The organism is Paenibacillus lutrae (assembly GCF_009757775.1).
In the GTDB taxonomy this organism is placed as follows: Bacteria; Bacillota; Bacilli; order Paenibacillales; family NBRC-103111; genus Paenibacillus_F; species Paenibacillus_F lutrae.
Map to the genome: position 1 here is coordinate 103486 of NZ_RHLK01000016.1, position 22135 is coordinate 125620.

Here is a 22135-nt window from a genome sequence, read left to right on the forward strand (position 1 = left end):
GCCACCTGGCTTTGGAGAACCGGTGGCTCAAAACAGAAACTTACTGCATTTTTGAGTTTTTTATTTCTCCAAACAAGACAAACTCCTGAGTTCCATTCGGAACAAAGGAGTTTGTCTGCAATCTGAAGGAACCTACGTTAAGCCGTAGGTTCCTTTTCTGCAAACAGGGCGAGCTTTTCAAACGGGGAATTCGTAAAGGTTCCCGTCTTATAGACCACTTCGGTGGAATAGAGCGGAAGGTCGCTCATTTCGTTGGTTTCGAGCGTCAGCTGGTCATACAAGTGAACGAACAGTTTGGCTGTGTTGATGGCATCGTCCAGAGCGCGGTGATGGGAGCCGTCAAACGGAATGTTCCAGTATTCCAGCGCCGTCTTCAGGCCGATCTGCTGCTGCTTATCCTGCTGGACCAGGCCCGCCATCAGCTTCTGCAGGTTGTTGTGGTTGCGGATCCAGTCCGTCTTCGTCCCATGCATGCGGCAGTCGCTGCCGAGCTGAATGAGATCGTCCGGCCCCCAGGCGCACAAGTAATACTCGCCGCCGCCAATCCACTCCAGCAGCCGTTCCTGCACAAGCGGCCATGTCTCCGCCGACTGCAGCTCGCTCTGTGTGATGCCGGTAAGTGCCCGGGTCGAAGCCGAAATAACGGGGGAGCGGTCGGGCTTGACGAATGACTGGAAGGTCCCTGTGACCGCCGGTTTGCCGTCGACCAGCTCGATTTGAACGGCACCGATTTCGATAATCTCGGAGACCTGGATCTTTTTGCGTGTGACTGTCATTTCCAGATCGTACACGATAAATTTCATGTTTCCACCTCTTATGTGTTAATACCTGCATGATAGCAAGGTTATCCGACTGCTATTTGCCAGCGAAAGTATGTTCCTCTGGAGAATCGGGGTGAATCTTCTACAGATCAACCCTCATCATATCTTGTGCCAGTGTCACGTTAAAGGTGCCGCTTTCTTTGTATTGTTCGATAACTTCTTCATAAGGCTCATCATCGGTCAGATGGATCGCGATGACTTGTCCGATCCGCTCTAACGGATAGTACTGGAAAATATTTTCCAGACTGGTGTGAATCGACATCGTACCGCGTGCCTCGGTAGCTTCATGGATCAGGACGTCCACCTGCTCTTGATCCCTGATCCACGGATTCGGCGCGGTGTCGCAAGAATATATGAGGATCTTGTCCTGCTGGCGGATCTTCATCCCCGCTGTTGAACCGGAGTGCAGACTGGTAAAAGAAGTGACGCTCAGGTCCCCCTGCCGGAGCAGGAGAGTTTCCTCAGCGCAGTCGTAAGGGCGCACCTGGATTTCGAAACCAACCGGCCATTTCTCCGTGCCGTACGCATCAAGAATAGCTTGAAGCTGGTCCCGGTGGTCGTGCGGGCAGCAGATGATCAGCGGTTTCTTTCTTTGGCCGAGCCACATTCCCCATAACAGGGAAGGCAGCCCATAGATATGATCGATATGAAAATGAGTCAGAATGACTCCTTGGATTCGGTCAAGAGGTATCGAAGCCTGCTTAAGCTTCCCGAGCGGATTGCCTCCGGTGTCAATGAGCCAATCCCCGAGTTCATGCTGAAGAAGCAGGTAGGTATTGTCTCTTTCCCTGCTTCCCGTTGCGCTGGCACTGCCCATAATGAGTACATTCATGGTGCGTCCCTCCGATTCGTTTGTAGAAAAGCTAATCTGGCAGCAGGCCTAACCCCGCTTCGGGCGGATAGTAAGGTCCTTTTGTCCTAATTAATTTAACTGTAGCGGCAATTCCTCCAATGTGCAAGACAAATCCTGTTCCCAGAAAAGGGCAGTGCCCTTACGCACGACTTGCTGGAGAGTTCTCGGGGAAGAGGAGCCCATCGAGAAGGAGATCAACTCCTTTTTGTCGAAAAAGTGCAAAAAAGATCCGGGTCTTAAGGCCCGCCGCACAGCAGGAAGAAGGAAGATCGGTATGAAAATTCTAGATAAGGTTAAAAAGGGCTATAACAGCCTGACCGGCAAAACCGTAGAAGAAAAAATCGTGGAGTTTGGTGAAGTATACGGTGAGATTCTGATCGGGGTGGACCGGGAGATCGACACGCTGCGGGGACAAATGAAGCAGACTCGCGATACGACGGACATCAGGCTAACCGGGCTCGGCAGCCGTATAGATGACGCGCAGCAGACCCTGGCCGCTCATTCGCATCAATTGAATGGTATCCAAGATCGGATGGCGAGTTTAGAGAAGCGGGCGGCGGAGCTGGAACAGACCTTGTCCGGCTTGACCAAGGCCATGACGGAACAGACGAATGCGCGCCGGATGCAGCACAGTAAGCTGATTTTGTATGCCGTCCTTATTTCGGCATGTATATCCGTTGCGGCGGCAGGTGGAATGATATGGATGATGAACTGATCAAGTTATCCTCCTACTATGGAGCTAAGATCCGGGTAGAGGGACATCAGGGCAGGAAGACCGTACAGGATTTATATAAAAAGCACCTAGCAGGACGCGAGAAGGCCCTGCTCGACAGTGCGGCACTGGCAGCCGGGTTATCTTCGATTTTCTATGGAGATCGTCTGGACGAATCTCTCATCACCCCGCAAATGGAAGAAGCTTTCGGGTTGGCTTTCCCGGCCATGAGCCTGGATGAAGCGGCCGGGATGGGGGCGGAGCAGCTCGCGGGACTCGTGAGCGCCTGGAAGGGCAAATATTTTGAAGTATTGGTGAGGGACAAGCTCAACGAAGGCGAATATGTAGGGGATATCCACCTGGAGCCGGGGCAGACGGCAGAGCTTGCGGAATCCGCTGTGCAGCCCGGCTGGGACCTTGTCATTACGGATGACAGCGGGGCGGTTGTGGAGGAACTCTCCCTGAAAGCGACGGAGTCGATTGGCTATGTAAAGGAGGCGCTTGAGCGCTATCCGGATATTGAGGTGCTCGTGACCGATGATGTGCTGGCAGACGTGGACGGCACGGCCGATAGGATCCTCGGAAGCGGCATATACAACGGAGATATCGAGCAGGCCGTTAAAGCGCCGATGGCTTCCCTGTTCGACTCGGCCAGTCGGGATATTCTGGAAGCGGTGCTTCCGGGGCTTCCCTTCGTGCTGATCGCCTTCGGCGAGGGCAGACATCTCATCACGGGTAAGCGCAGCTTCCAGCCAGTCCTCCCGGCGATTCTTACACGCTCGGCCAAGACCGGCACGGCCATGGGGGCCGGTTTCCTGACCAGCCTGATTCTGCCGGACGTATTCGGCATTATTGCGGGTGCGGGCGTACGCATGGCGTTCAGCCGTGCGGAGAGAGCCGGCAGCGCAATTGTTTTTGTCGATGAGAAAACTGAACTGATTCTACCGATGGCGGGTAAGTACGCTTAGCAAGGCCAACAGGCGGTCTTGACCCGAGAAGGCACGTCTGGACAAAATCCTGCTTAACCTTGAGATTTGGGCGATCATCACAGCGATGGGGACGGGGATTAGGAGAATATTAGAAGAATGAATGTCTGGTGAACGCGGAGTTATATTAATTTGGTGTGGAGAGGTGTGAGGCGTTTCTTATGCTTAGATCATTATCTGCTATTTCGGCCTACCGTCATGGAGATGAATCTGTACCGGTAAAAGATACTCCGTGGCTCGGTTATCTTGTCTCTGCGGAGGAACGGGTGGTGAATTTGGAGCGGATTCAATCGCTTCAGGAACTGGCAGATGCGAATCCGGTGCTGGATTATGTAGAGCGGACGCTGGAAGTGCTGGACGGACTGAAGCTGTCTTTCTGGGTGCGCGAGATTCTGGAGGAAGTGCTGGTCTGGTCGGAAACGGCCAAAGGCGGAACTCTGCGCCAGCGGCTGCAGTGGCAGAAAGCCGGAATTAACCTGTTCGTCCATAACATCGGCTCTGCCCAGCTCTATGATAGGTTTGCACACCCAGAGGGTATGGATCAACGAGCAGGTACAACTACAGCAGCCTCAGCCCCGGGCCCGGTTCCGGGCAGAACTTCGGTCATTCGCACGCTAATCGAAACTCATGGCCTGATTGGCCAGTACATCCGGGGAGAGGTCCCGTTCCAGGGCAACCTTCCTCTGGTTCAGCTAGTTCATCAAGGGCTGCTTGCTCCGGTAGAGCTGGCCAGCCTGCTGATGCCGCTGAACCAGTGCATCATCACAGCCGTTTCACCGCAGCTGTGGGAAGAAGTCCGCTCCGAGGTCGAGGATCTGATCGGATACCTCGCAGACGGAGCCGGTCCGGGCAGGCTGACACTGGAGGACCGGCTGCGCCGGCTGAGGGCAGGCTCTATCCGAAGGGGGGAGAACTTCGATGCCGGGTACAGGCAGGTGCTGCAGTCCGTGAGCACAGCGGCAGCCGCAGAGGCGCGGGCCGACGGGTCTGCGCCTTCTGAGCCTCATAGCCGCGATCTGGAGGCGCTGCTTCGCCCGCTGGAGGAATCCACGCTCTGGTATGTGGAGTCTGCTCTTCAAGATTTCACTCTGGAAGAGGTCGTGAAGGTGCTGCTGCTCGCTGTGCAGGAAGAACCTTCCGGGCAGACAAGGGGCGTCAATCATATCAGCTTCGAACGCCTGATGAATGCGATGTATTACGATTACCGGGGCGTGAAGAAGATCAATGTCTACAAAAAACGGATCATCGAGAAGTATCTTCGTGAGCTGTCTTTTGAAGATATTGTGACGGGCAGTATCAGAAGGTCTAACCAGCATCTGGCGCACCGGGTGGAGCGGAGCGGCAGTCTGCCGGATACGGTGTTCTTCACGTTCGAGTTCTCGGCAGCAGCGGAGAAGCTGATTGATTTCTGCGTGGAAGCGGAGAAATCTCCTTTATATGAGAAAGCGGTACTTCTCTTGTTCGATCTTTTCGAGCTGCGGCGGGATGCGTACGACCGTTTTCATAACGAGGAAGGCTATTTGGCGGACATGAACGCGACTGCGGATTATAAAAGCATTATGCTGGACTATATCACGGGGGAACACGTGATTGATATCGGGCCCGGAGGAGGCGTTATGCTGGATTTGATCGAGCGGAACTTGCCGGATACCAAGCCCGTCGGGATCGATATCTCCGCGAATGTGATCGAAGCGCTCCAGCGTAAGAAGCAGCTTGAGAACCACCGCTGGGAGGTGCTTAGAGGCGATGCGCTGAACCTCAAGGATTACGTGGAGCCGGGGAGCATCGGCACTGTGATTTTCTCCTCGATTCTGCATGAGCTGTATTCGTATATCGAGTGGAATGGCAGCAAATTCAACCGGGATACGGTCGGTGCCGCTCTCCTAAGCGCCTTCGATGTGCTCGCACCCGGCGGACGAATTATTATCCGCGACGGCATTATGACCGAGCCGGCCGGCCTTATGCGCCGTATCCGTTTCCTGGCCGAGGAAGACGGGCAGTGGCTGCGCCGCTATGCCAAGGATTTTGCAGGGCGTCCGATCCGCTATGAGCTGACAAGTGATGGTGAAGCGATCATGCCGGTTAACGATGCGATGGAATTTCTGTACACCTATACATGGGGGGAAGAAGCTTACGTGCATGAAGTGCAGGAGCAGTTCGGATACTTCACCCCATCCGAGTACGAAGCGTTTATACGGCAGACGCTGGGGGAGGAAGCGCAGATTATCGAGAGCCGGCATTTCCTGCAGGAAGGCTATACGGAGGCATTGGCCGGTAAAATCGTCTTTACCGATGAACAAGGGAGCGAAGTTCCTCTGCCGGACAGCACATGCTTGATTGTGATTGAGAAAAAAAGATAGCAGCCGCAAACGGGCTGCTGCTTCTGGCGCCCCACAATCTTAACATTACTAAATAATCGGCTTCAGCTGGCAGGATCAGCTGGGGCTTTTTTTATGTGCAGGTAAAGTTGTAGGGATGATGTTAAGTGGAATAATTGTGAAAATAAGACAAATTCTATCAAAGTTTCGTCTAATAGATGGAGGTACAGGAGAAAGTCATTTTGAGATGTCAGGTGAAAAAAACTTTATAGAGAGGATGTTGTCTTATATCTTATTCCGTCATGAAAGAGATCCGCAGTGCCTTAACGTTCAAGCGCGTCGTGATCTCGCTTATTATTATGCTGTGGCCGTTCGTTTACTTTATGATTCAGCGCAATAATTACTCCTTCAGAGACCGATTAGATGTGTTTACTTTTATGCTGGAGGGCATGCTGCCGCTTGCTTTTGTAATTTTAGCCGCCCTTGTTTATTTAGGTATATTTTCGGGTGAAATCAAAAACCGGTTTATTGTGTATACGCGCCTGCGGATTCCCCTCCGGAGATTGCTGCGGATTAAGTTTGCTGCTAATTTTCTGCTTACTTGGGGGACTTTTTTTGTGTTTACGTTTGGTTACTTCCTCTTTTCATTCTACATCTCGTCTTTGTTAGGATTGGTTGAATATCATCCTGAGTTCTATAAGTTAAATGAAGTTACAGTTATTCAAGAATCGTATACCCGGCATACGTTCACACAATTACTGCAATATGGCTCTCTGACCTACGGTTTCCTTTATTCGGGATGGGTAGCTTTGAATGCAGCTGTCTTTGCTTCACTTGGTTTTTTTATGGTGTTAATCATGCGAAATCAATTTGCAGCGATATCGTTCCCGTTTCTTCTCTATATTCTTGGAAGCTTCATCACGAGTTCGGCTGATATGAAGGCATTCCGTTTTCCCGACGCAATCTTCCCCTTTAGTTCGGTACAGATGCCCATTTGGACTGCTTTTGTGCCTCTGGCATTTCTTACCTTCCTCTGCACTGCATTGTACGTCCATGCGACTAAGAACTTGGAACGCAATGACAATCTGGCATGAGATATTGGAGAGAGATGCGGCACGAGTTCCTAACATGGAAATGGATGTTCATGGTTCTTGTTTTTGTCCTCTTTGGATGGAGTACCCGGACGAAGGTAACGGCATATGCGAATCAGCAGGAGCTTCCATTCAATCAATGGGATATCGTTTTTACGAGTTTGAACAGTCCTTTTTTTATTTTGTATCTGCTCCTCCCTTTCTGGTTGTTTTTATCCGGTCAGCTGCTAATCAAAGAGTGGGAATATACGCTTCTTATCCGGCTTAAAAGTTTTCCGAAGTGGATGCTCTATACGATCGTCAAAATCTGTCCGTTTCTATTGCTCCTTCAATTTCTGTGGATAATCGAAAGCTTCATAGTCACTGCAGGTCTTCCGCAGGAAAGTCATTGGAGTATCTGGGGATCTACGGAAGGACCTATGAATGTCTTTCTCTTCTCCTTACAGAAGACGGGTTTTTCTCCCTGGCTGATTTTATTGATCCAGACGGCTTTAATCAGTCTGTTTCTGATTGCGATTCATGTGCTTGCTGCCTCGGTTTACGTTTTGTTCCCGAAGCCGGGTGTGATGGCCGGAACGAGCGTGTTTCTTTTTATCGGGGCTGTCCTATCGTTTAAAGTTGTGCCGGCCTCGTACCATTATGCGAAAGTAACCAACTATAGCATACTTTCTTATTCTTACGATTCTTTTAATTCCGTAGTACCGCCATTTCTCGTTCTGTCTTTCTTCCTCTTTCTCTGCTTTGCTTTTATTGCTGTACGGAGTTGGGCAAAGATGCGGAGAGTATTCACTTTTCTGGCTGATTATTACCGTATCCCTGTTTACATCGCCATTTGCGTATTGGGAATTGCCGCACCATTCACGCATCCGGGGGTGAAGGTTACGACGGTCTGGGAGAACCTCTATTTATTGTTCTATGGAGTTTCTGAAGAAGGATTTTCCCTCTATGTCTATTTATTTTATTGTGTGGTCTTTATAGGATTTGTTTATTTATTTCAGCTGCATTTGAGTGAACTACTGAATGGCCGTATTTATTACTTGCTGATCCGTTATAAGTCCCTCAACCGCTGGTTTGGGCAACTGATGAAGAAGACCGTACTGAGTATACTTGGACTTTTGCTTCTGCTCGCTGGCGCCACAATCGTATTCGGTCTCCTGCAAGGGCTTAATATGAAATGGGATGGGGGAGAGGCTGACTCTGCTTTACTTCCCTATTACTTGTATCATTTCTTTATCAACGGGCTGCTCCAGATGCTGAACTACATTCTGATTCTTTTTATTGTAAGCTGGATCTGGCAGGAAGCCGCTTACAGCCTCGGCGCAATAGGTGTCCTGATCGTGATGGGGTTGCCTTTCATCAATCCTGATCAATGGCTTCCGTTTGCACTAAACAGCATGGGCTATGTCACACAGGGCAGCCATGAAATCTTCCGGATTACGATTGTATTGGTGACTTATCTTCTTTTAGAGATGGGTTTGATTATTTATTTGTTCAGGAAAAGAAAAATTTCATTGTAACAAAGGAGCGGGAGATATGACGGTGATTAACCTGGATAATGTGAGTAAATCCTATAAAGGGATTCAACTATTCGAACATGCGACAGCTGCGTTTGACCAAGGTAAGATTCACGGAATTGTCGGACATAACGGTTCCGGCAAATCTGTCTTGTTTAAAATGATCTGCGGATTTATACATCCCGATGCAGGGCAGATTACGATTGATCCGGTTTACCGTGATAAAAGATCTCATTTTCCGGTTAATTTCGGAATTATTATCGACCGTCCCGGCTATATCGGGGGCATTACGGGTTATGAGAATTTGAAGCGACTCGCGGATATCCAAGGTCGCATTACGCCCCAGGAGATCAGACAAGCGATGACGCAAGTAGATCTTAATCCTAATGCAGAGCAGAAAGTGAAGAATTACTCGCTGGGAATGAAGCAAAAGCTTGCGCTTGCCCAGGCTATTATGGAAAAGCAGGAGGTTCTGATCCTGGACGAGCCTTTCAATGCCTTGGACGCGGATAGTGTCCATTCCGTACGTGAACTGCTTTTAGCGTTTAAGAAAGAGGGAAAGACGATTCTCTTAACGAGTCACAATCAAGAAGATATTGATCTGCTGTGTGATCAGGTGTTCCGGATTCATCGTTATGCCTTGGAAAGAGTGGTATAGCACTGAAATGAAGCAGAAAAGTAGAAGTTGACGTTCCTAATTTAATGTGTCATATTGATATTATCATAATGAATATATGAATTTGGAAAGGCAGGTGCAGCTTTGAATCCCCCTAAAATGACTAACAGCTTCAACCAAGCGGCATCTGAATCTTCGCAGGCAGCCGCAGCCGCCGCACAGAGTAGAGCGGCAGAGCCTTCATCAGCAGATACAGCAGCTCTTGCAGCGGCGGAATCACTGACGGATAAACGCCTGGCATCCGATGCCGAATCCGCGGAGGAGACCCGCAGCGCGGCTGGTCAAGCTGCCCCGAATGGCAGCGAAGCCGCCGGCTACTCGGCGGGCAAGTACCGGACTCCGGACGGGGCCCCTGCGGACATCGTGATTTTCACGATCACGTCGACCGCCAGGAAGACGGCCAAGAAGTCGCTGCCGCACCGCGAACTGCAAGTACTGCTGATCCAGCGTAAAAGCTGGCCGTTCGCAGGGCAGTGGGCGCTTCCCGGAGGCTTCTGCAAAGAGACGGAAACGATGCACGACTGCGCGAGGCGCGAGCTGAGAGAGGAGACAGGCGTCGCGGACGTGCACATGGAGTATTTCAACGTGTACAGCACGCCGGATCGCGACCCGAGAGGCTGGATCATCTCTCATGCTTTCTTTGCCCTCGTGCATGAGCAGTACTTGGCGGGCCGTCAAGCGGCGGATGATGCAGCGGACGTCAAGCTTTTTACAGTGGAGGAGGCGCTTGGAATGGAGCTTGCCTTTGACCACAAGCGGATTCTGCAGGACGCGGCAGACCGTATCAGACAGCACATGCTGACCACGACCATTGCCAAGGAATTTCTCCCCGCCGAATTTACGATGAGCGAGCTGTATCAGGTCATTCAGACCGTCGTGCCCGAGTTCGAGGAGCGGAATTTTATACGCAAGATTACTTCCACACAGAGCAGGCAAGGAATTATCGAAGAGGTTCTGGATCATCAAGGGAAGCAGAAGCTGTCCAACCAATATTCACAGCGTGCCGCACAGCTATACCGGTTTACCGATTATTCGCCTCAGCTGTCCATTTACAGCTAGGCTTCTCTTTTAAGTTTTAATATTGTCGTTTTGATATTATTATTATAACTATATAAGGAGTGTTTCCTATGAAAAAAACATGGACTCCAATCATCCTGCTGGCCGTCATCTTAGTGTTAGCCTGGCTGACTTCGTCCACGGCCCTTGAAATTGCCGCTACCGCGACGGGTTTGCTCTGCGTGTGGCTGACCGCCAGGGAAAATATATGGGCCTGGCCGATTTCGATGATTAACGTGGCTCTCTTCTTCTATACATTCTGGGAAGTGAAGCTGTACGCGGATATGACGCTGCAAATCTTTTTCTTCATCCTGAGCATTTACGGCTGGGTTGTCTGGCTGACACGCAGAGGAACGGCCGATGTAAGACCGACCCGAAGACTGCGTCCATGGGGGATTCTCCCGCTTGCGCTGTTTCTCGTAGCAGCCTCGGGCGGCTGGGGATATGTGCTGGAGCGCTATACGGACGCATCGATTCCATACGTGGATGCTTTTATTGCAACGCTGAGTATTGTTGCTCAGATCCTGCTGTCGGCCAAAATTCTGGAGAATTGGATCATCTGGATTGTAATCGATGTATTGTCTGTCGGGATGTACGCGTATAAAGGGCTGGACATGATCGCGCTGCTCTACTTGATCTATCTGGGAATTGCGATTTCGGGGCTAGTTACATGGAGAAGAAACTATAGGGCAGACCAGGCGAAAGCGGCGAAAGATACGGAATCTGCGGCACCGCAGCCTGGAACAATGAACGGAGCCGTTGAAGGTTAAGAGGGCCCAAGAATTCGGGTGATAAAAAATTTATGAAAAGAGGTGCATGAGCATTGGAAACTAATCCGCTAACGGCAGCAGAACAAACTGAGCAAACAACGCCGATCAAGGAAACTAAACCAACCGAGCAAACTAAACCAACCGAGCAAACCAAGCAAACCAAGCAAACCAAGCAAACCAAGCCAACCGAGCAAACCAAGCCTACAACCGGTCTTACGCTTGGCAAATTCGCTCCCCTGCAGAAAGGGCATCAGCTCATGATCGAGAAGGCACTCCGGGAGAATGATGAGGTGATCGTCATCATTTACGACAGCCCGGAGGTTACCGACATTCCGCTGCCGGTAAGGGCCGGCTGGATTCGGACGCTGTACCCGGCCGTCCAGGTTATCGAGGCGTGGGGAGGACCGTCCGAGACCGGCTATACGCGGGAGATCGAGGCAAGCCACGAGGATTACATTATCCGGCTGCTGGACGGCCGGACGATCACGAACTTCTACAGCAGCGAGCGGTACGGCGAGCATATGAGCGTGGCGCTCGGGGCAGTGAACCGGCAGGTCGATCCGCAGCGCATCCGGGTACCGGTCTCGGGTACCCGGGTCCGGCAGGACCCTTATGCCGAGCGCCGTTATGTGGACCCGGTTGTGTACCGGGACCTGATCGCCCGGGTCGTCTTACTCGGAGCCCCTTCCACCGGCAAGACGACCCTCACCGCGCATCTGGCGGCCCGGCATCATACCGTCTGGATGCCTGAATACGGACGGGAGTATTGGGCCGAGCACCAGATCGGACGCCGGGTAACGAAGGAGCAGCTGGTCGAGATTGCGGAAGGCCATGCAGCCAGGGAAGACGAGATGGCAGCGGACGCCCGCAGATTCCTGTTCGTCGATACCGATGCACGGACGACATTGCAGTTCTCGATGGACTATTACGGGGAGGCTCTGCCCCGGCTCCATGAACTGGCTGACGCTGCGGCAACCCGCTACGATCTCGTATTCGTCTGCGATACGGACATTCCGTATGACGACACATGGGATCGCTCGGGCGATGTGAAGCGGCAGCTGTTCCAGAAGCAGATACTGGCCGATCTGCACATGCGCCGTATCCCTTATATCCTGCTGCAGGGGACTCTGCAGCAGCGCGCCGCCCGGGCGGATGCGGTACTGGCTAAACTTCGCAAGTATCGCAGCCTATATGAGATGTTCGCGCAGACGGACATGTGAATCCGAACAGGAACGTCCTCCAGCCGCCCGGTGCAACCAGTCCCCCCCTTGATACATGAAATAAGCCGTATCACGCTGAGGACCTCCTGCATACGGATGTTGATTCCTATACGGCAGATTAACGCTCTTTATGATTAACGGTGCAGCATGTTCATTCTCTCCAACCGCTGTGTTTCAGTCTGCTGAATCCTCCCTCGAATGTATCATGAGACTATGGCGCCGATTTATACCGGCGCCATTTTTTTGTAAGGACTCTATTAAAAATATATAAATTTTCGATCGGAATATAGTAAAATATAGAATTGTAAAAGATTTATATTTATGGAATAGGCGGAGTTAACGGGTGTGGAAATTCATTGTTACCGGTCTCATTTTTTGCGTGTTTGCGCTTCTGTCATTATGGGGGATTATTGAATATAAGCCAAGGGGGATAACGGCCCAATATAAAGATGGCGTGTTGGTTTTGCTCTATCATGATATTGTTCCTGATCAGAGCGCGGACCGCCAGAATCGCGGAACCATTACGACTTCTCGGTTTAGAGAACATCTCCGGGCCTTGTCGGATTCGCATTACCAGGTGATCTCTATGAACACATTTACCGAATTTATTCTCCTGGGAAAAGAGATTCCTCCTAACTCCATTGTGATTACATTTGACGATGGATATGAATCATTTTATACGCAAGCTTATCCGCTGTTACAAGACTTCAAAATGACCGCCACCAATTTCATAATAGGGCAGTCTTCAGATTTCTATCAGCCCAAGGCTATTCCCCATTTGAGCTGGAATCAGATGAGAGAGATGAAACGGGCAGGGATGGAATTCTACAGCCATACCTACCGGCTTCACAATCAGGTGCCGGTGGACCGGCAGCTTAATTGTGAGCCGGCCCTGACTCATGCGATGTATCTTGAGACGCTGGGCCGGCTGGAGACAGAAGAAGAATATGCGGCGCGTATCCGTAGTGACTTGTCTCTGATGGAACGAAGGTTTACAGAGGAGCTGGGCAATCGTGCCAAACTGCTGGCTTTTCCTTACGGAGCCTACACGGACCAGGTCAAAGAGATTGCGGAGGGTATCGGTTTTCAGTTGTTTTTTACAATCAAAGAAGGTCTGAACAGGCAAGGAAACAACGAAATCTACCGAGTGAATGCAGGGGAGCCTGAGATGACGGCTCACGATTTGCTGGCCAGGCTGGAAGCGCTCCGTTACTGAACAATTTCAACGATCCGAATCGGCAGAGAGCTTAAACAGGCGGTGATAACGGGAACGCGCCCAGGCAGCCAAGCTGGCTTTATTCTTCCGTACGAGGATGAATGTCGTCAGCACAATTGCTCCGCCCGCCACGGCCCACACGGAATATTGGGCAATCAGATGCAGCAGCAGCTCGATTTTATTGCCGAAGATATAGCCGACCATCACATACAGGATGACCCAGATCAGACCGCTTACAGAGTTATAGAGGAAGAAAGTGCGGCTGCGGACTTTCAGAATTCCCGCAATATATCCGGTAAAATGCCGCAGACCCGGAACGAAATAGCTGACGAGAATGAGCTTGTCGCTGTATTTGGCGAACCAGGTGGTTAAGGTGTCGATCCGCTGCGGTTTGAGTAGAATGTACTTTCCGTATTTATCAAAAAAAGGCCTCCCGAGCTTGCGGCCCATCACATAAGTGACGATCGTGCCGATGATAGCTCCCAGGTAAGAAACAAGCATAATCCACAGCAGGTGAAACGTCCCTCCCGCCGCCATATGACCGGAAATCGCCATGGCCAACTCTCCCGGGAAGGGAATGGCGAGGGACTCTGCGAATAACCCCAGAAACAAAACTCCATATCCGTATTGTTCGAAAAGCTCACTGATCCATTCCATTGCAGACTCCTTCAAGACTTCGACATTTGTTTGCGCCTTATCAGTATAGCTAGTTGAGAAGGTATTCATAATAGCCCCGGGTTTAGTTATGATCTGGACCTTAGTCTTGGTAACGCCTGCCCGGAAGGCCGTCAGCACACGTTGTACAAGCACGGGAGAAGCACAAAAATCCCCCTCATACAGTCACCGCCATCCGATGATGACGTGTTGTATGAGGGGGATTTTCAGCTTGCAGTTTACAGTTTATCCGCGTATTTCACGAAATCGTCCAGCATCAGATTAGCTGACTTAATACCGCCTGATGTATTCCAGATGATCTCGTCGATTTGGAACGCTTTGTTGTTCTTGGCAACATTCAGATTCGTGTAGAGAGGATCTTTCATCCACTCCTGCTGGGATTTCGTGCCGCCCTTGCTGTCATCGTAATCAGAGTTGAAGTAGAACATAATATCGCCATCCATATCGGCCATGCGTTCTTTGGTAATAACCTCCATGAAGGCATTCTTATCCTGGGCAGCCGGACGGGCGAATCCCAGATCCTGCAGAATGATGCCGGCGAATGTATCCTTCTGATAGATCCGGACCGCATTCGGAAGGAAGCGGACAATGGATACTTTGGCGGATGTTTTGTCTCCGAATTTGCCCTTCACGTCAGCAACATGTTTGTTGTAGTTTTCCATCGCTTTGTCGCCTTCCGCTTTCTTGTTAAGGGCCTCGGCGTACAGAGCAAAATTCTTCTTCCACTTGCCGCTCAAATCTTCAGCAAATACCGTAGGAGCGATTTTGGTCAGCTGGTCGTAGATTTTCTCGTGTCTGACTTTGTTGCCGATGATCAGATCCGGCTTCAAGGAGACGATCAGCTCCTGGTTCGGCTGAACCTCTTCACCTAACTCGGTCACCCCTTGCATCGCGTCTTTGATGTGGGGGTACCATGTGTTGCCGACGCCGGATTTAACGGCTCCGACTGGCTTAACACCGAGTTCAAGCAGGGCTTCGGTGCCCTCGTTTGTAAGAACGACTACGCGCTGCGGCGTGCCTTTGATTTCTGTTTTGCCCATAGCGTGCGTAATCTCGCGTACGGTGTCAGCAGCTGGTGCAGGGGTGCCGGTGCTGCCCGGTGTTCCGGAAGCCGCCGGAGTCGTGCCGGTGCTGCTGCATCCTGCGGTTACGACAGCGATCATTGTAAGAACGAGCAGGCAAATCGTGAATAGAGACCGTTTCGGACGGTTCATGTGATTCATACGGGTGGTTCCCTCCTAAAAGTATGTAAATGCATGCGGATAGATGATGATGATAATCATTATCAATTGTTTATTTAAAAGGTTTTTCCAAGTCCTGTCAACCCCTTTTTTTGGAATAGGGAAATTGACTTAGAAATTTTAAGAATCAAACGGTTATAAATAGACGGAAAGGTGCAGATAGAATCGTTCGTTTGTGCCGGAAAATCAAGAGGCAAGATGGGCGTAATCTGTTGAAGGGCAAAGGGTCCAACGTCCGCCTATAGTAGTAAAAAAATCATTCCGGAATAGAAACCGGCCTTCGATGAAGGGAAAGCTGTGTTTATTTTCTGCGTGCACCAAGGTAATGGAGTTGTCTAGGCCTATGGTCGCAAATTATCAAAATAAAGAAAAATTATCCATTTCCCTCTTGTATTGATAATGATAATCATTTACAATGAGCAGCAAGTAATTGATAAGAATTCTCAATTAACAGACTTCACCTGAGAAGGGGAGAAATAAAGCTATGATTTTGGGCAATGCGCATTACCTGAACAGCCAGCAAAAGCGTGAGTCCAACGCGCGTTCTTATCCGAGGAGGCTCCCCATGGCTCTTTGCGAGGCCAAAGGAATGATGGTCAAGGATGCGGACGGCAAAACTTACTATGACTGTCTGGCAGGCGCCGGTACGCTTGCACTTGGGCATAACCATCCGGTACTTGTGGAAGCCATCGAGCAGGTGCTTGCGAGCGGACTTCCTCTGCACACGCTTGATTTGACTACCCCGGTAAAAGAACAGTTCGTGGATGAACTGTTTGCCATACTGCCCGCGGACTTATCCAAGCGGGCCAAGATTCAGTTCTGCGGGCCATCCGGCGCAGATGCGGTGGAAGCGGCGGTTAAGCTGGTGAAGACAGCGACCGGCCGGGGGCCGATTCTCTCTTTTCACGGCGGTTACCATGGCATGACACACGGGGCGCTAAGCTTAACGGGCAGCCGCAGCCCCAAAGAAAACGTCAGCGGCCTTATGCCTGGCGTACACTTTCTGCCTTATCCGTACCCGTACCGCTGTTCTTTCGGCGTAGGCGGGGATGAAGGGAATCGGCTGGGAAGCCGTTACATAGAGAATATGCTGGATGATCCCGAAAGCGGGATTGTAAGTCCGGCAGGTATGATCATGGAGATTGTACAGGGAGAAGGAGGCGTAATTCCCGCCCCGGATGAATGGGTGCGTGAAATGCGGCGCGTGACCCGGGAGCGTTCGGTCCCTCTGCTTATAGACGAAGTACAAACCGGCATCGGCCGGACAGGGAAATGGTTTGCTTTTGAACACTCAGGCATTACGCCGGATGTGCTGATTCTCTCCAAGGCGATTGGAGGAAGTCTGCCGCTTGCTGTCGTCGTGTACGATGAATCGCTGGATATATGGGAGCCGGGAGCCCATGCGGGAACTTTCCGCGGCAACCAGCTTGCTATGGCAGCCGGCACGGCTACCTTGAAGTTTATTCGCGAAGCGCGGCTGACCGAGCATGCCGCGGTGGCGGGAGAGCAGCTTATGAACGCGCTCCTTCAGATTCAGCGGCAGGCGGACTGCATCGGGGAAGTGCGGGGCAAAGGACTCATGGTCGGCGTCGAAATCGTCGACTCCGACCAGGCAGCTGACCGGATCGGCAGCTACCCCGCCCATCCGCAGCTGGCCCGCTGCATTCAGCAGGAGTGCCTGTCCCGCGGCCTCATTCTTGAGCTGGGCGGACGCCATGGCAGCGTGGTACGGTTCCTGCCTCCGCTTATCATTACGGAGGAGCAGATCGATGACATCGCCTGGATCTTCGGCGAGTCTGTAATGGCCGCGCAGCGCGCGGTCCGCGGCATGCGGGAGGTTGAAGCATGATGGCTGCGGATGCTGCGCGTGCGCAGAATACCAGGCATACCAACAGTGAAGAGTCGTCGGCGGAGAGTGCAAGTGCTGCAACTGCCGCAAGTGCCGCTGAAGCTGAGAACAGAGTGAATAGGAAAGGTGCAGCAAGCGATATAAACGTTGTGAACACTGCAGAGCAGGCCGAAGTTGTAGAACCTGTAAATGCAGAAGGTTCTGTAAGCCGTGCCAATCAAGGAAAGGCTGTAAACGGTGAAGATCCGGTTTCAGCGGGTGTTCCTTCTGCCGTAAATTCAACTATGCATATAGGAATAGAAGGTTCAGGAGAAAAGATGTTTCGTTCCCTTTTTCTGACCGAAACGGCTGAGAGTCAGCGGAGCTATCGCGATATGATGACGACAGCAGTCGAGGTAATCATCCGCGACTTTGCATCCTCGCCGCAGCCATACAGCGGCCTCAGTCCGGAGCAGCTTGCGGGCCTCGTGGATAAATTAACCATCTGCCCGGAGAACGGTTCGGACATGTTCGCTGTACTCGGCAGTGTGGGAGAAACCATCCTCCGCCACAGCGCCGTAGTTACCCATCCGGCTTGTGCGGCGCATCTGCACTGCCCGCCGCTGGCATCCTCGCTGGCAGCGGAAGCGTTGATCTCCGCAACGAATCAGTCGATGGATTCGTGGGATCAGAGCATGGCCGGAACTCTGCTGGAGCAGCGGATGATCCGGTGGCTGTGCGGCTTGGCAGGTTATGCAAGTGAGACTGAGGGAGAGGATTGCGCGGCATCAGCTTCTGCCGAAAGCCTTGCGCACGGCGCAGCCGGTTCTGCTCTAAGCGGGCAGGAACGAGCAAGCGCTCAGGGCCGTCACAGCGATCGGAGCGGAGAGGGCTCAAGCCCTTCAACGGAGCTGCTCCCGCATGAGACAACTCCCCGTGTCCGGCAGCCTGATAGCCTGAACGCAGCCAAGCCGGACGGAGTGTTCACCAGCGGAGGCACGCAGTCCAATTACATGGGGCTGCTGCTGGCCCGTGACCGCTTCTGCATGAGCCGCTGGCATTGGAACGTCCGGGAGCTCGGGCTCCATCCGGCTGCTTCGAGAATGCGTGTGCTGTGCTCAGAAGCCGCACACTTCACGGTGAAGCAGTCGGCCGCTCAGCTGGGCCTGGGTGAACAGGCCGTGGTGAGCATTCCGGTGGACAGTCAGCACCGGATGCGCCCGGACCTGTTGGAGCAGCAGCTGACGCAGCTCCGGGATGACGGCCTGCTGCCGTTCGCGCTGGTGGCGACAGCGGGCACTACGGATTTCGGCAGCATAGACCCGCTGCCTGAGCTGGCTGCGATTGCCCGCAGGCATGACCTCTGGCTCCATACCGATGCCGCGTACGGCGGTGCGCTGCTGCTGAGCGATAAGCATGCAGGTCTGCTGGCCGGTCTTGACCTGGCGGATTCGATTGCCGTTGATTTTCATAAAATGTTCTATCAGCCGATCTCCTGCGGAGCATTCCTGCTCCGGGATCGGCATGATTTCCGGTTTATGAGACAGCTGGCGGATTATCTTAATCCGGCAGAGGACGAAGAGGACGGCGTGCCGAATCTCGTGACCAAATCGGTTCAGACAACGCGCCGCTTCGATGCGCTCAAATTATATATCTCTTTGCAGCACATAGGACGGCTGGCTTTCGGCGAGATGATCGATTATACGCTGGAGCTGGCAGGCGGCACGGCCGCCCTTATCCGGCAGGAGCCTGCTTTTGAGCTGATGAATGAGCCGGTTATGAACGCAATTGTCTTCCGCTACGTTCCTGCCTCTTGTCCGGTAGGGCGGAGTCCCGAAGAATGGTCGGATGAACTCAACGTCCGTATTCGTTCCACACTGCTGTCGGAGGGAACGGCGGTGCTTGCGCGCACAAAAGCAAACGGACGGTTGTGGCTCAAGTTCACTTTGCTGAATCCGCGTACGGAGCTGAAGCATACGAAGCAAATTTTACAAAAGGCAAAGGAGATTGGGAAGGCGCTTGAAGCGGGAGGCTGAGAAGTCCGACAGGAAACAGAACTGCGACTAACTTCGGCTCCTCAAGCGGCGGAGAATCACAGCGTATGTGCTTCAGAACGTGCCGGAGAACTACTGCAGGTGCAAAAGATCGCGACTGGATTCATCAATACATCATGTTATTAATCTAAGCTCAAACAGGAGGAACCGTTACATGAGTGCAAGGGAAATTGCCGCCAAAGCGGCTATGCAGAGCTTTCTCAATTGTTATCTGCGGGAAACGGGAAGTGGAGAATGGGTTTCGGCAGATGAAATCGGGCTTGGAACGAAAGACAAGGAGACCGTCATCTATACGAAAGTGGATTTGCCTCTTCAGGGAGTTGTTATTGCCGCCGGTGTCCGGTATAAGTCACCCACGGGCCGGCATGTATTTGCTTTTCCCGTGTATTACCGGACGGGTGCCGGGCAGAAGTGGGTGGAGGCGGATTATGTGACGCTGGCTGTCATCCTCGTGAAAGAGCTCTCGCTTCAACTGCGGGCTGCGGAGACGTTAGAGGGAACATCGACGGAAGCATTCCCGCAGGCAGCCTCAGGAGCAGCCTCAGAAGGAGCATCAGAAGCAGCCTTAGAAGCGGCCTTAGAAGCAGCCTCAGAAGCAGCCCCCGCCTTAGAAACAGCATCGGCAGCGGAGGCGCCCCCGGTAGGGGTTGTGACGGCCGCAGCGCGCCATTCTGCAGTGGATGAGCTTATACTGCGGCTGATCCAGAGCACCCGCAACATCGAAAGCTTCGTCTCTAGCCGTCAGGACGATACGGAGGCTTTGTACGGTTTCGATACGGATTTTATCGAAGCGGAACAGTCGCTGCTGTTCGGACATCTGATTCATCCTACTCCTAAGAGCCGCCAGGGCATACCCGAGGAAGAGCAGGCTCTGTACTCGCCGGAGCTGAAAGGTGAATTTCAGCTCCATTACTTCCGCGCTCACCGCTCCATCGTCCGTGAAGATTCGGCATGGTCCGAATCAGCCTCGGAACTGGTCAAAGCCGGTCTGCGCGATGATCCGTCGGTTCCGCCGGCTTTTATGGAAGACTTCTGCGGAAGTGTCCATAAGCAAGCAGGCGGCGGTTACCCGGGCGAAGCAAACGGCTTGACCAGCGAAGCAGGCACGGATTCTGCAAGTGATGCGGAAAGCCCGGCTGCTGACGACTACTCGCTGATCCCGGTTCATCCGCTTCAGGCCCGGTGGCTGCTCACCCGGCCGGAGGTGCAGCGGCACATGGAAGCGGGATTGCTGCAGGATATGGGGCAGCTTGGACAGCCTTACGCAGCCACTTCTTCTCTGAGAACCGTTTATCATCCGGAATCCCGCTTTATGTTCAAATTCTCCGTGCAGGTGAAAGTGACGAATTCCCTGCGCGTGAATCTGTTCAAGGAGCTGGAGCGGGGCGTTGAGGTTCAGCGCCTGCTTCTGACGGATCTCGGACGCGTGAGGAATCTATTCCCCGGATTCGATATTACTTGTGATCCGGCCTACCTCACACTTCGACTCGGCCAAGAGGACGAATCCGGCTTTGAAGTGGTCCTGCGCGATAATCAGTTCCGCCAAACCGCGGCATCAAGCGAAGCGCAGAATGCGACACTTGTAGCGGGTCTGGTACAGGATGCGCTGCCGGGCCAGCAGACCCGGATAGCCCGGATCATCCGGGAGCTGTCTGCCCGTGAAGGTAGAAGTACGGAAGAGGTAAGCACGGATTGGTTCCGGCGTTATCTGGATATTTCGCTCCGTCCGATGGTGTGGCTCTATTTGACTTATGGCGTGGCACTGGAAGCGCATCAGCAGAACAGCGTGGTGCAGCTCAAGGAAGGATACCCGGAGCGGTTTCGCTACCGTGATAATCAGGGCTACTATTTTTGCCGGTCGACCCGGCCTCTGCTGGACAATCTTCTGCCGGGAATCGGGGAGAAAAGCCAGACGGTCTGCGAGGATGCGGTTGCAGACGAGCGTTTCCGGTACTACCTCATTTACAATCACATGTTTGGTCTGATTAACGGATTCGGGGCCGCCGGACTGATTGATGAAAGGGTTCTGCTGGCAGAGCTGCGCGCGGCATTGGAGGCTTTCTTGCCTCAAGACAGGGAGCCTTCCGTATTCTTGAGAAGCTTGCTGAACTCAGAGAAGCTGCCCTGCAAAGCCAATCTTCTGACCCGGTTGTATGACATGGATGAGCTGGTGGGAGCGATGGATACACAGTCCATTTACTGTCTCGTAGATAATCCGCTTGCAAAGGAGGCTGGCCGCGAATGACGGCAGGCAAGTATTCGCTGAGTCCGGATAACGGCAGCGGGGAGCAGGCTGCCGCTGGTTCTAACTCATCCGCAGCAGAAGAGGGAGCCTGCGCCTTCCAGCTCCTTCATCCCGGCTTGAACAAGACGATTTCGTTCCGTCCGGTCTCACTGGAGCGGGATGTTGAGCTTCTGCACAGCTGGCAGCAGGAAGCCCATGTTATTCCTTACTGGAATTTGAATGTAAGCCGGGAGCAATATGACGCCCATCTGCGGAGTTTCCTTGCCGATACGCACCAGACGCTCTACCTGGGGCTGCTGGACGGGACTCCCGTGAGCTATTTCGAAGCTTACTGGACGCGCAGCGATGTGATTGGTAGGCACTATGAGGCTCATCCGGCGGATCAAGGGGTTCATTTACTGATCGGCCCGCCTGAATACACGGGTAAAGGCTATGCCCTCCCGCTTCTTCAAGCGATGGTTGCCTTCCTGTTTCGTCACGCGGATACGCTGAAAATTATTGCGGAGCCTGATATCCGGAACGGCAAAATGATTCATATTTTCGAGAAATGCGGCTTTGTTGTCCAAAAAGAAGTTACGCTTCCCGATAAAAAAGGCGCGCTGATGTTCCTGGAGCGGGAGATTTTCAGCGCAAAATGGAAACAGCAGTGGGGACAGCTGCCCGATATCAAGGTGTTTGCGCCTTGGTTCGGAGAAGATGGCGGGCATGAACGCTGGGGCAATTGACAGCGGGGTTCTGTCATCCGTTGCTTAACCCGGACTCGTTTGTTCTCTGCACAAAGAGGCCTGGGCCATGTCCGCAGCGGACTGGACAGCTAGTAAAATCATTCTCATACGAGAGAAAGACGGAAGGTAAGGAG

Annotated in this window: 18 protein-coding genes; 14 read left to right on the forward strand and 4 right to left on the reverse strand. The window is 52.5% G+C overall.

What is annotated here, in order from left to right:
* Positions 1-137: 137 nt before the first annotated feature.
* Both EDM21_RS20780 and EDM21_RS20785 read right to left on the reverse strand, forming a co-directional pair.
* Positions 138-803: a 3'-5' exonuclease gene (locus EDM21_RS20780; protein ID WP_068777294.1), complete on the reverse strand. Its 666-nt coding sequence runs from the start codon at positions 801-803 to the stop codon at positions 138-140.
* Positions 804-903: 100 nt separating this feature from the next.
* Positions 904-1653, reverse strand: a complete 750-nt coding sequence (locus EDM21_RS20785) for an MBL fold metallo-hydrolase (RefSeq protein WP_157338333.1) — start codon at positions 1651-1653, stop codon at positions 904-906.
* A gap of 295 nt (positions 1654-1948) precedes the next feature.
* Here EDM21_RS20785 and EDM21_RS20790 point away from each other — a divergent pair, with 295 nt between their 5' ends.
* The 10 genes from EDM21_RS20790 to EDM21_RS20840 all read left to right on the forward strand — a co-directional run bounded on the left by EDM21_RS20790 (position 1949) and on the right by EDM21_RS20840 (position 13233).
* A complete protein-coding gene (locus EDM21_RS20790) occupies positions 1949-2389 on the forward strand; it encodes a hypothetical protein (protein WP_157338334.1) in 441 nt (146 codons plus the stop codon).
* A complete protein-coding gene (locus EDM21_RS20795) occupies positions 2374-3354 on the forward strand; it encodes a hypothetical protein (RefSeq protein WP_157338335.1) in 981 nt (326 codons plus the stop codon). Before EDM21_RS20790 ends, EDM21_RS20795 begins: the two co-directional genes overlap by 16 nt.
* A gap of 179 nt (positions 3355-3533) precedes the next feature.
* Positions 3534-5732: a class I SAM-dependent methyltransferase gene (locus tag EDM21_RS20800; protein ID WP_157338336.1), complete on the forward strand. Its 2199-nt coding sequence runs from the start codon at positions 3534-3536 to the stop codon at positions 5730-5732.
* A gap of 260 nt (positions 5733-5992) precedes the next feature.
* Complete coding sequence (locus EDM21_RS20805; protein WP_157338337.1) at positions 5993-6784, forward strand: hypothetical protein; 792 nt, start codon at positions 5993-5995, stop codon at positions 6782-6784.
* A 14-nt stretch (positions 6785-6798) separates the two neighbouring features.
* On the forward strand, positions 6799-8298 hold the full coding sequence (locus EDM21_RS20810) for a hypothetical protein (protein WP_157338338.1): 1500 nt from the start codon (positions 6799-6801) through the stop codon (positions 8296-8298).
* A 16-nt stretch (positions 8299-8314) separates the two neighbouring features.
* A complete protein-coding gene (locus EDM21_RS20815; protein ID WP_157338339.1) occupies positions 8315-8953 on the forward strand; it encodes an ABC transporter ATP-binding protein in 639 nt (212 codons plus the stop codon).
* Positions 8954-9205: 252 nt separating this feature from the next.
* Positions 9206-10030, forward strand: coding sequence for an NUDIX domain-containing protein (locus EDM21_RS20820; RefSeq protein ID WP_157338421.1), 825 nt, complete (start codon positions 9206-9208; stop codon positions 10028-10030).
* A 68-nt stretch (positions 10031-10098) separates the two neighbouring features.
* The gene (gene pnuC, locus EDM21_RS20825) at positions 10099-10797 is read left to right on the forward strand and encodes a nicotinamide riboside transporter PnuC (protein ID WP_157338340.1); all 699 of its coding nucleotides are present in this window, start codon (positions 10099-10101) and stop codon (positions 10795-10797) included.
* 53 nt (positions 10798-10850) lie between these two features.
* On the forward strand, positions 10851-12017 hold the full coding sequence (locus tag EDM21_RS20835; protein ID WP_268893101.1) for an AAA family ATPase: 1167 nt from the start codon (positions 10851-10853) through the stop codon (positions 12015-12017).
* Between the two features lie 343 nt (positions 12018-12360).
* Positions 12361-13233 (forward strand): polysaccharide deacetylase family protein, encoded by an 873-nt coding sequence (locus EDM21_RS20840; RefSeq protein WP_157338341.1) that lies wholly within the window; start codon positions 12361-12363, stop codon positions 13231-13233.
* Positions 13234-13239: 6 nt separating this feature from the next.
* Here EDM21_RS20840 and EDM21_RS20845 read toward each other — a convergent pair whose 3' ends face one another.
* Both EDM21_RS20845 and EDM21_RS20850 read right to left on the reverse strand, forming a co-directional pair.
* Positions 13240-13890: a DedA family protein gene (locus tag EDM21_RS20845; protein ID WP_157338342.1), complete on the reverse strand. Its 651-nt coding sequence runs from the start codon at positions 13888-13890 to the stop codon at positions 13240-13242.
* 236 nt (positions 13891-14126) lie between these two features.
* Positions 14127-15122 carry an ABC transporter substrate-binding protein gene (locus tag EDM21_RS20850; protein ID WP_157338422.1) on the reverse strand — a complete coding sequence of 332 codons (996 nt, stop codon included), beginning with the start codon at positions 15120-15122 and terminating at the stop codon, positions 14127-14129.
* Between the two features lie 511 nt (positions 15123-15633).
* On the opposite strand from EDM21_RS20850, the gene EDM21_RS20855 reads away from it, so the two are divergent.
* From EDM21_RS20855 to EDM21_RS20870, 4 genes are all read left to right on the forward strand, one after another.
* Positions 15634-16998, forward strand: coding sequence for an aspartate aminotransferase family protein (locus tag EDM21_RS20855; protein WP_157338343.1), 1365 nt, complete (start codon positions 15634-15636; stop codon positions 16996-16998).
* Positions 16995-19013, forward strand: a complete 2019-nt coding sequence (locus EDM21_RS25320; RefSeq protein WP_275938800.1) for a pyridoxal phosphate-dependent decarboxylase family protein — start codon at positions 16995-16997, stop codon at positions 19011-19013. Before EDM21_RS20855 ends, EDM21_RS25320 begins: the two co-directional genes overlap by 4 nt.
* A gap of 172 nt (positions 19014-19185) precedes the next feature.
* Entirely contained in the window at positions 19186-21276 is a 2091-nt protein-coding gene (locus EDM21_RS20865) for an IucA/IucC family protein (protein ID WP_420850682.1), read from the forward strand.
* Between the two features lie 116 nt (positions 21277-21392).
* On the forward strand, positions 21393-22001 hold the full coding sequence (locus EDM21_RS20870) for a GNAT family N-acetyltransferase (protein ID WP_235918310.1): 609 nt from the start codon (positions 21393-21395) through the stop codon (positions 21999-22001).
* The last annotated feature ends 134 nt before the right edge of the window (positions 22002-22135 follow it).